This is a genomic window from Desulfosarcina alkanivorans (assembly GCF_009688945.1).
In the GTDB taxonomy this organism is placed as follows: Bacteria; Desulfobacterota; Desulfobacteria; order Desulfobacterales; family Desulfosarcinaceae; genus Desulfosarcina; species Desulfosarcina alkanivorans.
In genome coordinates this window covers 3,174,713-3,187,709 of sequence record NZ_AP021874.1, presented here as the reverse complement: position 1 = coordinate 3,187,709, position 12,997 = coordinate 3,174,713, and the positions used below count along the sequence as shown (strand labels likewise).

Below are 12,997 nucleotides of genomic sequence, written 5' to 3'. Positions count from 1 at the left end.
CCCGACAACCCGCCTGCACCGAGCGGCGGGGTCCGGCCGACGGGTTCCAGGCGACCCTGTTTTCAACGGGAATGCCGGGCCGGTCTGGCAATACAAAAGGAGAGCCTTGACGTGGACGCAAAAACCTTGCTCAACCTCAGAAAATTCCTGGTTCCGGAGATCGTCTACGGTGCCTCCGCGCTGGGGCTGGCCGGCCGTCACGCCGGCAATTTCGGTGCTTCCAAGGTGCTGCTCGTCACGGATCCGGGGGTGATCGCAGCCGGCTGGGCCCACAAGGTGGCAGCCAGCCTGTCCGAAGCCGGCATTCCCTTCACGGTATTCAGTGACGTCACACCCAACCCCAAAGACCACGAGGTCATGGCCGGGGCCGGGGTATACGCCGGCGAGGCATGCGACCTTATCATGGCCGTGGGGGGCGGCAGTCCCATGGACTGCGCCAAGGGGATCGGCGTGGTCGTCGGCAATCAGGGCCATGTGCTTGACTTCGAAGGCGTTGACGCGATTCCCAACCCGGGACCGCCGCTGATTTTTATCCCCACGACGGCCGGATCATCTGCGGATATTTCCCAATTTGCCATCATTCTGGACACGCGTCGGCAGGTGAAAATCGCCATTATCAGCAAGATGGTGGTTCCCGACATCTCCCTGGTGGACCCTGAAACGACGCTGACCATGCCGGCGGAACTGACGGCCGCCACCGGTATGGACGCCCTTTGCCATGCCTTTGAGTCCTTTGTGTCCAGTGCCGCATCTCCGCTTACCGACATGGCCGCGCTCCAGGCGGTGCGGCTGATCGTCGGCAATCTGCCGGGTGCTTGCCGGCAGCCGTCCAGCTGCACCTTCCGGGATAATATGATGATGGCCAGCCTGATGGCGGGGCTGGCCTTTTCCAACGCCAGCCTCGGTCTGGTTCACGCCATGGCCCACAGCCTTGGCGGCGCCAGGAATCTGGCTCATGGGGAATGCAATGCGCTGCTGCTGGAAAAGGTGGTGGCGTTTAATTTCCCGGCCGCATCGGAAAAATACTCCCAACTGGCCGCCGCCATGGGGGTCCAGGCGGGCGCAGGGGATCCGTCCGAAATCGCATCGGCGCTGGAGGATCGGATCGCTTCACTGCGGCGCGGGCTGGGAATCACCAGGCGGCTGAGGGACCTGGGCGTCGCTGCCGGAGACATCCCCGGGCTGGCGGCCCATGCGTCCATGGATCCATGCCTGGCGACCAACCCGCGGGATGCCGCCCCCGCGGAGATCGAAACCCTGTTTGAAAAGATTTTCTGACAGAACCTTCTTTTTTGGATTTTCAGGTCGATAACTGAAATCATGGCCAGACTCGAAAAACCGGATGGATTGAAACAGGCGCGGGAAAAATTTCTCGGCCTGAGCCTGGAATCCACACGCAAAAGCTACTATCCGCAGCTGCAGGCACAATTGTCCGCCCTGCGTGAAAACGAAAAGCGCATGCGCCTGCTGGCAGACAGCCTGCCTGCCCGAATCTCCTACGTGGACGCCAATCAGTGCTTTCAATTCGTGAATCTCGAGTATGAACGCGCCTTTGGGATACAGCGGGACGCCATCGTCGGCCGGCATATGCGCGATGTGATCGGGGCGGACAACTACGCCAACGTTGAACGGTACGTCCGGTCCGCCCTGTCGGGCAGGCACGTCCGGTTCGAAGGGGCTTTCACCGGGAAGGCCGGCGGCACCGTCTGGCTGGAGGCCAGCTTCGTCCCGGTTTCCGAACCCGGCGGGGATGTGGTGGGCTTTTATGATCTCACCCGCGACCTCACCGAGCGCAAACGGAATGAAGAGGCCCAGAAACAGCTTGAAATCAAGCTTCAGCAGGCCCAGAAAATGGAATCGCTGGGGACCCTTGCCGGCGGCATCGCCCACGATTTCAACAACCTTCTCATGGGCATCCAGGGAAATGCATCCCTGTCGATGCTGGATCACCAGCCCGGCGACCCGCATTATCGGCAGATGAAGCAGATTGAAGAATATGTCCAGCGGGGCGTGGATCTGACCCGCCAGCTCCTGGGGCTTGCACAGGGCGGCAAGTATGAGGTCAAGCCGACGGATTTGAATGACCTGATCAAATCCGGCGCCGAGATGTTCGGCCGGACCCGCAAGGAAATTCAGATTCAGCAAAAACTCCCCATGGATCTGTGGCCGGTTGACGCGGACCGCGGACAGATTGAGCAGGTCCTGCTCAATCTGTTCATCAATGCCTGGCACGCCATGCCGGATGGCGGCGACCTCGTGGTGGAAGCCCGCAATGAGTTCCTCGACGAAAACGATGCCACCCCATACGCCATCGCACCCGGCCGGTATGTCCGCGTGTCCGTCGCCGATACGGGAACCGGGATTGAGCCGGCGGTGCGGCCGATGATTTTTGACCCCTTTTTCACGACCAAGGGTGTCGGAAAGGGAACCGGGCTCGGCCTGGCATCCGCCTACGGGATCATTAAAAATCACCAGGGGGGGATCGATGTCGACAGCGAGCCGGGGCGGGGCAGTGTTTTTTTCTTTTACCTGCCCGCATCCGAAAAGGCGGTCCCCAAGCATCAGGTCAAATCCGAACGCCTTGAAAAGGGCCGCGAAACCGTCCTGCTGGTGGATGACGAATCGATTATCCTCGAGGTCGGTGAAAAGCTCCTCAGCAAACTGGGATACACCGTCATCACGGCGGACTCCGGGCAGGCGGCCCTGGACATCTATGAAAACAGGGCGAGATCGATTGACCTGATCATCCTGGACCTGATCATGCCGCACATGAACGGGGGCGACACCTTCGACCGGTTGAAAGCCGTGAACCCCGATGTCAGGGTGTTATTGTCGAGCGGCTACAGTATCGACGGCCTGGCCTCAGGCATTTTGAAACGCGGGTGCCGCGGCTTTATCCAGAAACCGTTCACGGTCAATGCCCTGTCCCGGAAAGTAAGGGATATCCTCGATTGACGGCCGGCTTCACTTCCGAAAAAGCGACTGTCAATCGGCGGCCACCGGCGGCGGTGATTATAATTGGGGTTGGCCTTGACATAAAGTAAATTTAAGCTATTATCCATAGCTCTGAAAATGTTGAACAATGCGCTTTGCAAAAGCCTGCCGGCGGGCCTGGTTGGTTCGCCCGGGCCATTCGGGGCAGGATGACAACGGTATATCGGCGAGCCGCGTGAAGGAGACGCGCATGTTCAAGACCATCCGATGACACCTGAAATGGGACAACCCAAAGGTCCGGCGGCTCACTGGCCATGCGATCGAAACGTTATAGTTACCGTGAATGTTTGACTACAACCCGATAATCGAATTCGATCGCGGAAAATTCATCCGGATAGACGTTGGGCTGGAACCGACATTTCCCTTATTCTTCGGCCGGGATATCGAGGATCACTTTATCGACACCCTCGACCGCGCAACCCGCCATCGTCCTGTAGACCGTTTTTTTTTATTGACCGATGCGTTTATCTTCGACCTATACGGCGAACCGTTTTTCGACAAGATCCAACAAACATTTCCTGCCACGGATATCCACCTGCTTCCCAGGGGGGAAACCTGCAAGACCTTCGACGTCCTCCAAGACGTGTGTGACCGACTTGTCGCCAAAGGGGTCAGCAAGCGATCGCTCCTGATCGCTTTCGGAGGCGGTTCCGTGGGGAACATCACCGGTCTCGCCGCCGGGCTGATCTTCAGGGGGATTCGTTTTGTCGAAGTCCCCACCACGATTACCCACCAGACCGATGGGATGCTCAGCAACAAGCAGGCCGTGAACGGGAAATACGGCAAAAATAATTTCGGAATTTACCATGCTCCTGTTTTTGCATGGACAGACACGCGATATACCGAGACGGAACCCCTGCGATTCAAGCGTTCCGGCATCATCGAGGGCATCAAAAACGGGCTGATCGACCAGGACGCATGTCTCCCCTTTCTGGAACACGCCATCAGGAAGAAAGGGGATTACTCTTCACAGCAGCTGACGGACCTGTGCTTCAAATTGATCCGTTCCAAGCTTGAAATTCTCAAAAAGGATCCGACCGAAAGGCGATACGGGATCATTCTTGAATACGGGCACACCTTTGCCCATGCCATCGAATGGCTTGCAAAGGGTGCGTTGACACACGGTGAAGCCGTTTCCATCGGCATGAAAATCGCCGCCGAGCTTTCCCTGAAATTAGGCTATATCGATGGTGATGCGGTCGCACTCCATTACCGGCTGATCGATGATGTCCTGGCGCTGAGGCCACGTCTCCCGGAGCATCTTAACCCGGCGAATATCTTCGGTACGATGTATGTCGACAATAAAAAAATCGGCAGCGATGTCCGGTATGTCCTTTTGCAGCGCATCGGACAATGCAGAAAGGAAAACGGCGATTTTCTCGTCCACGTGGATGAAAAAATCGTTCGACGGGTGATTGAGGAGTTTTTTCAAAACTATGTCGCCTGAATCCAAAGCGGTTTCGTATGGTTTGGCACCTGGAATGAGGAACCACGATCCGGCGAAAGCGCCTGAAACAGCATTGAAGACGTCTCCGGCGAAAGCCCGGTGCAGATGGCTCCGCACGCTGAATGTAACCGATGCACCCGCGCACACCGACCGCCCGCACTGCGGATCCCTCGGCCATGTCCTGCCGTTTCCGGAGAGCTGTCGGCTGGCCCGGCAATTCGGATTTGACGCCGTCAACGCGGACCGTCACTTCCTGAGGGAACATGGCCCCGGTCAGGCCCTCCAGCTGATCGAGCAGTACCACCTGAAGCCGGGGGCATTTGCATTCTCGGCTGCTTTCAATGCCTGCCACGCTGACGCGGAATTCGAGCAGAGCCTTACCACTTTCGAGCAGGATCTGTCTCTATGCCGGGAAGCGGGTTTCGACCGTTGCGTCGGGTACGTTCAGCCGTCTTCCGACACCCTGCCCTATTATGACCACTTCGCACTGCTGTGCAGGCGGCTGAAACGGATCAAGCCGTTGCTGGAAGCCTATGGGGTGCGCCTCGGACTGGAATTCATCGGCCCCACGACGATGCGGCGGCAGCGACGGTTCGATTTCATCCACACCCTTGACGGCATCCGGGCGCTCATTGCAGCAGCGGGTTCACAGCACTGCGTGGGCATCAAGCTGGATGCCTTTCATTGGTACACCAGTGGCGCCGGACTGCTGGATATTGAAAAACTGGCGCCCGAAGAGGTTGTTTATGTGGAGGTCAATGACGGCCTGGACGGCGATTACGACCGGTTCACCCTGCCCGAATTCCAACGGGAACTGCCGGGCGCAACGGGAACGATCGATCTGACCGGCATGCTCAACAAACTGGATGCATTGGGCTTCGAAGGCCCGGTCGTCGTGGAGCCGTGGAATGCGCGGCTGCGTGAAATGCGTCCTTCGGAAGCCATCGGGAAAGCCAAGGCTGCGCTGGACCGATGCCTCGCCAGGGCCAACCTCTGATTTGCTGCCGGTGGTCCCGCCGGCCGGGGGGGCCTGACCATCACCCAGAAGGGGGTGGCCGGCCCCGGTCAGGGGTGCCGCCGATGCCGCCGGCATCCCTGCTCAGACATCCTCCGGTTCAGAATTTCTTATCCACCGCCATATCCCGGCTGCCAGGGAAGCGGCAGCCACGAAGCACCAGCGGAATGGCCCCCGGTTCCCGCCGTGTCGATCACCCCCGGCGGCGGTGATAAAACATCCACTGCCGCCACCGCCGGAATTATCGATGCTTGCCGGCCCGGACGGATCGACGATGACGCCGTTGGCGACACCATCCGCATCCCCGTACCCCCCGTCCATGAGTTCAATGGCCACGGCCTGCCGGTCCTCACCGACGGTCACAAAGCCCGAATAATCGAACCATCCGTTAATGCTGTCGTATTTGTACCAGGCGACATTTTCAGGCAGGGGCGTGGAGTAGTACTTGTTCACCACCACCGGATCGCCGGGCGCATCGACAATCAGCCGGAATCCGAACAGGCCGCAGGGGAGGCGATCCGGCCGGCCGTCCGCGCCGGCGATTTCCTCATCGCCGATGCGGAAAAATTCATCGACCCGGCAGGCCGCGCCGTTCTGGAGGCAGGTCCAGCCGGAGCCGTCGGAAAGTTCAATGCAGTGCATGTCCGCCTGGAAAAGGTCGTTTTGGCCGTCCCCGTCCAGATCCGATTCCGTTTCCCGACCGACCTCCTGATCGTCGGGGAGCCCGTTGCCATCTTCGTCGGCACAGCCCGTCCCTGTGGTAAAAGCCCTTGAGCCCGACCAGGGCCAGTTCAAAGCGCCGGTATCAGCATATCGAACCCGCCAGTAACAGGTCGTATAGGGCCCCAGCACGCCGACGGGAACGGTGATTCCGGTTTTATGCGTTTCCGAACTGATATCCATCAGCGCATCGGTGAAATCCGCGTCCAGGGCGATCTGCCACCGGGTCCCGGCATGCAGCGACGTGTCCGCGCCGCCCGTATACCCGGCCTCAAGGGACAGGGTCAGGGCTTGTCCGGTTGCCGCATGGCTCGGGGAAACGAGCACCGGGATGCCAGGGCCATCCGTTTCCACCCGGGGATCCGTGCCGGTTTGATACTCTTCCAGGTTGGTCAACCCGTCATTGTCCGGGTTCAGATCGGCATCGTCCACAAGCGGATCCAGGCCGTTTTGCACTTCCCAGTCCGTCGGCATGCCGTCATTGTCATGGTCCGTGTCGGCATTGTCGCCGATGCCGTCGCCATCGCCGTCCAGGGTTTCGTCGGGGTCATCCGGGAAGGCGTCGTTGCAGTCCAGGACGCCGTCGCCGTCTGAATCCGGCAGGTCGAACACCGCCGTAATAAGGGTGTCCCCATTCAATTCAAACATGCACGGTCCGGTCCCGGAACATTCGCCGCCGGACCATCCGGAAAAGGCCGTGCAGGCATCATCGGGCGAGGCGAAAAGGGTGATGGGGGTTCCGGCATAAAAAACCGCCGTGCATCCGCTGCCGCAGTCGATGCCGGCCGGAGAACTGGTGACGCTTCCCGAGCCCTCGCCGCCGAGAGCCATGGTCAAGGTGCAGTAGACATCATTATCCCCGATGGTCAGGACGGCCGAAAGGATGCTGGCGGTTCCGGCACCTGAAATGCCGGTCAGGGCCAGGTTGACGGTTTCGTCCGGTTCGTCGTCGACATCATCGAGTATCGCCATGGTGAAGGTTTTATCCGATGTGTCGCCATGGCGCCAGGTCAGGGTGCCGGATGCGGCGGTATAATCGCTGCCTGCAGTTGCCGTGCCGTCCGAGGTTTCATAGGCCACCGACACGGGGCCGTCTCCAACACCGGACCGGACGACGGCAATGGTCGCGACGCCATCATCTTCGGCCGTGCTGAAGGCGGCGGTGCTGAATTCGACGGCGCCGGGGCTGTATTCGAACGCGCCGATATCGGCAACCGCATGGTCGTCGCCATCGCCGTCGACGGGACGGGCGTTGCCGCGTTGATCCTCGGTCTCCGCGGCGTTCTGGTCCCCGGCGTCAACCGCGATGCTGCCGGATGAAAGGCCATGGGTCCGGGTGCTGCCGCCGTTATCCGCGAGCGCTCCGAGGTCCGGGTTTCCGGATAAACTGGCGGGGATGCCGGCATCTTCGATGAGATTGCCGGTATTGGCGGCGACGGTGCCGGTATTGGCGGCATCGGTGGGCGAATTGCCGGCGATGAGGGTGTTGGTCATGCTGAGCGTGCCGGTGTTGAGAAGACCGCCTGCTGCCGTTGATGAGGTGTTGGCGGCGATGGTGCAGTGGGTGATCGCGAGTATCCCGTCGTTGACGATGCCGCCGCCGCCGCCGTCGGCGCTGTTGCCGCTGACGGTGCTGTTTTTCATGGTCAGGGTGCCGTGATTATGGATGCCCCCGCCGCGGTTGCCGAGCGTGGACGCATTACCGCTCACGGTGACACGGACCAGGGTCAGATCGCCGCTGTTGCTGAGGCCACCCCCGGAATCCGCGACGGCGCCGTTGGTGACGGTAAGATCCGAAAGGGTCACGGTTGCGCCGGCGTATATTTCTATCACGCGATCGGCCCCGCCCCCGTCAATAACGATGCCGTCGGTCTGCGAGCCGTTTATCTCGACATCCCGGCCGACCGCCAGGGGGCCGCTGGTCAGCGTGATGGTCCCGGCCACCCCGGACAGGTCGATACGATCCCCGTCACCGGCATCCGCAAGCACCTGGCGCAGGGATCCCGCACCGGCATCGTTGATGTTTTCCACCCTCTTTTCAGTGCCCACGTGCAGGGTCAGTTCGAATACGCTGCTATCATCCGTGCCGTCGCTGACGCTTACGGGGACCGAAAGATCCCCGGCAAACCCAGCAGCTGGCGTGACCACCTGGCCGGAACGGGTGTAGTGGTCACCATCCAGGACCGTGAGCGTGAAACCATCCGGGTAGGTGTTGTCCGGATCGGTGACCACCAGGTCCCCCAGCGTGATCGCCACAGGCGCGGTTTCATAGGTATTGAGCCTCGTCTGACCGATGATCTCCGGCGCGTCGTTGACCGCAGCGATGTCCACGTTAACCGTGCCCAACGATACATTCCCACCGCCGCCATCGCCGGTATTGCCGGCGTCGTTGGCCGTCAGGGTGAGGGTGTCGGCATGGTTCCCGCTTGCGTTCCATGCACCGGTGTATTGGATGTGGCTGGGCGTGTTCAGAAAGGCATCGATATGTGCAACCGTGCCGGTCAGCGTCAGGGTCCCGGTACCGGATCCGCCTGCGGCCACCCCGTCGCTGCTTGCGGCCGACAGAACGCCGTTCCCGGCAGCCAGGGTCAGCGTCACGCTGCCCGATCCCGAATCCGCGTCGCTGAGGGTTGCGCTGGACAGGTTCACATTGCCGGCCGTATCCTCCGTCACCATCACGTCCGTGATCAGCCCGGACAGGCTCGGGTCATCGTTGACCGCGGTGATGGCGATGCTGAAGGTCTGGCCGGTAAGGACGGCGGCCCCGTCCTCCCGGCCGTCGGCCAGGGAAAACGTAAAATAGTCGGAAAGGGTTTCTCCCCCGTCATGGGCATATCTCAGGCGGCCGTTGTCGATATCCGACTGGGTAAACTGTCCAGTGGCGGACAGGGCCGTCTCCGTTCCATTGACGCTTCCGCTGCCATCCGAATCCACCCACAGGGTGCCGTGGGCCACCGGGTCCGCGACCGTGTAGGACAGACCGGTTCCGCTGTCGTCCGGATCGCCTTCGTTGAGTTCGGAGGCGGCAAGCGTATCCAGACCGCCTTCGGCCAGGATAGAGCCGGTGTTGACGGCAACCGCCGGCGGGTCGTTTATCCGGCTCACGGTCACCGTGGCGCTGGATGCCGATGACGTTCCGCCGTCACCGTCGGCCAGGGTAAACTGGACTGTCCGCGGGCCCGCGGTCGGGTTGCCGGTATCCGTATTCTCATAGGTCACGGCACCGATCAGTGCTGCCGTGTTGGCGGCATCGGCATCGCCGTTCAGATGGATCACCAGGTCCGCACCGGCGGTGACGGCGTTGTCCAGGGTGCCGACCTCGGTGCTGCCCACCCATACAGCGGAACCGGCCAGGGCAACCGTTCCGCCGGTGTCCAGTGAGAGGACGTCTTCCTGGGCGTCTTCTCCGGTGCTGATGGTCACGGTCAACGTTCCGCCCGCGAAATCACTGCTGTCAGGGTCGATCACGCCGGCCGGTGTTCCCTGATCGATGACGACGGCGACGTCATCTTCCCGGTAGGCCAGGCTGTCGCCGTCCATATCAGAGATCGTGGGCGCGGCGTTTACCGGGGCGACGGCGATCAGGAAAGAGGTCATGGCGAACACGTACGGCGGCTGGTCGGAGGGTGTGAAGCCGATCGTGAAGGCATCGATGCCGACGCCGTCGAAGTCTGAGCCATTCAGGTCGACGGTATGACCGCCGGCGGTTTCGGTTCGAAAGTCCGTCTCAAAATCCGAAGCGGGAAAGCTGAAACTCGCGCACTGAACGCTATCGTTGAATCCGGTAATGACGATGTTGTCGGAAAAATCATCCCCCGAACCGGCCGGCAACTCCGAGAAGGTTACGGCGTCGAGTTCGAACATCGAGAAGGGCGCAGCGCCGGACGCTGCCACGGTAAAAACCTGGGTCGATGAGGTTGCCGAATCGTCGTCGATATAAACCTCGTCGAGGTAGGCGGCGTATGAGGCAGTCGTCACGCCTTCACTGTTTGCCGTCGAGACCTGGAAGTCACCGTCGGCGCTGGTTACGATGCCGCCGCTGTGCATCGCCCCTTCGAAGTTCCGGTGGCCGGCGTCGACCACGGCCACCGTGGTGCCGGACATCTCCGATTTGCCCCCGTCTCCGTCGGTCAGGACGAAATCGATGCTCCGGACACCGGGCACCGGATTGATCGTGTCCGTATTTTCATAGGTCACCGCTCCGATCAGCATGGCCGTTCTGGCGGCGGTGGCATTGCCGTTCAGGTTCACCACCAGGTCTTCACCGGCGGCGATGTCGTTTTCCAGGGTGCCGATCACCATGTCGCCCACCGATACGGCAGACCCTGCCGTCGAACCGGACAGGAAAACCGTTTCGGATTGCAGGGACAAGATATTCTCAGACGCATCCGCACCACCGGCACTGATGGTCACCGTCAAATCGCCACCGTCGAAATCAACGCTGTCCGAATCCGTCACAACAACCGCCGTGCCCTGGTCTACGACCACCCCGCCGTCCCCCTTGGCGTAGGACAGGCTGTCTCCGTGGAGGTTGTCCAGAATGGGATTTTCGCTGGATTGGCTCTGGGTGACGGTGATCGAAAATGAGGTGATGGCGAAAACGTACGGCGACTGATTGGCCGGCGTGAAGCTGACCGTGAAGGCATCGATATCGGCGGTGTCGAAGTCTGTCCCGTTCAGGTCAACTGAACAACCGCCGATGCGCGTCTGGAAATCCGTCGGGAATGCCGAGGCGGGAAAACTGTGAATCGCGCTCTGGGTGCCATCGTCAAATCCGGTAATGACGATGTTGCCGTAAAAATCGTTCCCCGAGTCGGCCGGGGATTCCGAGAAGGTCACGGAGTCGAGCCGGAAGGCCGCCACGGCGGCTGATGATATCGCCGCCACGGTGAAATTCTGGGCATCAGAGGACAATGCGCTGTCGTTGATGTAGACCTCGTCAAGGGAGGATGCATAGGCGTAACGGTCCATGCCCTGCGCGTTCCCGGTCGACACCTCGAAGTCGCCGTCGGCAGTGGTCACGGTTCCGCTGTCGACGACGGCCCCTTCGAAGTTCCTGTGGTCCGATCCGCCCACGGTGACGGTGGCGCTGGATGTTTCCGACGTTCCCCCGGCCCCGTCGATAAGCACGACGCCGATGGTCCGTGTTCCGGGTACGGGGTTGATCGTGTCCGTATTTTCATAGGTCACCGCCCCGATCAGCATGGCCGTATTGGCTGCATTGGCGTTGCCGTTCAGACGGATCACCAGGTCTTCACCGGCGGCAATGGCGTTGCCTAAGGTGCCGACTGGGGTGTCATCCACCGATATGCCGGAACCGGCTGTCAGGCCGGAAAGTTCGACAATCCCCCTGCTGTCATCAAGGGACAGGCGCTCTTCCGAGGCATCCACAATGCCATCAGTGATGGATATGGCCAGCACCCCGCCGTCGAAATTGGCGCTGTCGCCGTCGCTGACGCTGACCGCCGTGCCCTGGTCCACGATTACAGGACCGTCCCCTGTGGCGTAAGACAGGCTGTCTCCGTGCAGATTCTGCAGGACCGGATCATCGCTTGTCAGGGTGATGGTGATTTGAAATGACAGGAGTCCAAAATCATACAGCTCCTGCACGCCGGTATGGATACCGATGGTGAAATATTTGATATTGGCACCGGAAAAATCAGATCCGCTCAAATCAATTTTATGGCCGCCGTCATTAAATTTGAAGGCCACTCCATCTAAGCTGCCGGCATCGAAATGATATTCGGCCAGTTTCTGATCGTCCGAGCCATATCCGGCGACGACGATCTGCTGAAAGGCATCGCCCGATTCGTCTTCGTATTCCGAAATGGTTATGGCATCCAGCTGGAAGGTCGGTGGGGAGGCGGCACTGGTTGTGGCCACTTTGATATACTGGATGCCGGCGGTTGTCCCTGTCGTACCGGAGTCGATATACACCTCGAGCGTCGAGCTGTCCCACGAAAGGCCGCCAGCGACTTCGGTGGTGAGCGTGAAGTTGCCGTCATTGGTGTTCACGGTCTCGCCGTCTGAAAATTCGGCCCCTGAGAAGGTCTCCACTCCGGATTCGAGCAGCAGACCGGAGAAGCCCGAGGCCGCAAAGGCCCCGCTTACGCCCGAGGCCGCCACCTCGCCGGTGGCCGTCTCCAACCGCCAGTCTCCCCCCTGATCGAAAGCGCCGGTGGGGTCATCCGAGGCCGCAACGCAACGTTTGGTGAGCGCTGCGATGGCGGCAATGAATTTCTTTCCCTCCTCATTTCTTGCAATGTTGCAGCCGTAGAGCAGAATCGTACCGTCCGGATCAATCGCCCCTGCAATCTCACGAAAGGCATCGCGATACCGGCTCAGGTTGCCCATGGCGAGGGCGCCATGCTGAAATGCGATCCGGCCCTGCCGACCGTGGGTGACAACATGGATGGCCCTGACGTTATCCCGGCCGTGCAGGGCCTCGGCGATTTGGACGATGCCGGGAGACCCGTTGTCAAGCAGAACGGTGTCAATATGCGATCCCTGGCTCAGCAGAAGGGGTTCATAGTCGGCAATGCCCGGGTCGATAAAAATCATTTCCTGATGACGGGCAATGCCCGTCAGGCCGGCGTTTTCAGGGTTTTTGTCTCTCCGGTTGAAAGAGAAACCGCGTTCCGTTGTTCCCAGTACCGCCAGAATCGTTAACAGGATGCATACCGTGGTTGTAACGCTTCGCCTGATATTCTCGATGCTGTCGCTATAGTCGCACATGGGGATCCGCTCCTGGTGAGATGTCTGTTGTTGAGTCGCAAGGATGAGCGTCTTTAGAGAACCCCGGATCGATTGCCGATCCCTTT

5 protein-coding genes are annotated in these 12,997 nt (G+C 60.4%); 4 read left to right on the top strand and 1 reads right to left on the bottom strand.

The window, feature by feature from the left end; translation table 11 throughout:
- Window positions 1–111: 111 nt before the first annotated feature.
- The 4 genes from ercA to DSCA_RS14025 all read left to right on the top strand — a co-directional run bounded on the left by ercA (window position 112) and on the right by DSCA_RS14025 (window position 5,438).
- The gene (gene ercA, locus DSCA_RS14040) at window positions 112–1,278 is read left to right on the top strand and encodes an alcohol dehydrogenase-like regulatory protein ErcA (protein ID WP_155317018.1); all 1,167 of its coding nucleotides are present in this window, start codon (window positions 112–114) and stop codon (window positions 1,276–1,278) included.
- A gap of 42 nt (window positions 1,279–1,320) precedes the next feature.
- A complete protein-coding gene (locus DSCA_RS14035; RefSeq protein WP_155317017.1) occupies window positions 1,321–2,955 on the top strand; it encodes a response regulator in 1,635 nt (544 codons plus the stop codon).
- A gap of 322 nt (window positions 2,956–3,277) precedes the next feature.
- The gene (locus DSCA_RS14030; protein WP_155317016.1) at window positions 3,278–4,441 is read left to right on the top strand and encodes a 3-dehydroquinate synthase family protein; all 1,164 of its coding nucleotides are present in this window, start codon (window positions 3,278–3,280) and stop codon (window positions 4,439–4,441) included.
- Between the two features lie 34 nt (window positions 4,442–4,475).
- Window positions 4,476–5,438: a sugar phosphate isomerase/epimerase family protein gene (locus DSCA_RS14025; protein WP_167527772.1), complete on the top strand. Its 963-nt coding sequence runs from the start codon at window positions 4,476–4,478 to the stop codon at window positions 5,436–5,438.
- Window positions 5,439–5,540: 102 nt separating this feature from the next.
- Here DSCA_RS14025 and DSCA_RS14020 read toward each other — a convergent pair whose 3' ends face one another.
- Window positions 5,541–12,911 (bottom strand): DUF4347 domain-containing protein, encoded by a 7,371-nt coding sequence (locus DSCA_RS14020; protein WP_155317014.1) that lies wholly within the window; start codon window positions 12,909–12,911, stop codon window positions 5,541–5,543.
- Window positions 12,912–12,997 lie beyond the last annotated feature (86 nt).